Raw genomic sequence first — 314 nt, 5'->3', positions numbered from 1 at the left:
CACACCGTGGTAAACGCCCTCCCGAAGGTTAAGCTATCTACTTCTGGTGCAACCCACTCCCATGGTGTGACGGGCGGTGTGTACAAGGCCCGGGAACGTATTCACCGCAACATTCTGATTTGCGATTACTAGCGATTCCGACTTCACGGAGTCGAGTTGCAGACTCCGATCCGGACTACGACGCGCTTTTTGGGATTCGCTCACTATCGCTAGCTTGCAGCCCTCTGTACGCGCCATTGTAGCACGTGTGTAGCCCTGGCCGTAAGGGCCATGATGACTTGACGTCATCCCCACCTTCCTCCGGTTTATCACCG

1 rRNA gene is annotated in these 314 nt (G+C 55.7%); it reads right to left on the bottom strand.

From position 1 onward, the window contains the following. Positions 1 to 314 (bottom strand): 16S ribosomal RNA (locus J9892_RS21715); the annotation flags it as partial.

This window comes from Aeromonas sp. Prich7-2, assembly GCF_017939255.1.
Taxonomy (GTDB): Bacteria; Pseudomonadota; Gammaproteobacteria; order Enterobacterales; family Aeromonadaceae; genus Aeromonas; species Aeromonas caviae.
This window is presented reverse-complemented; position numbering and strand designations above follow the sequence as displayed.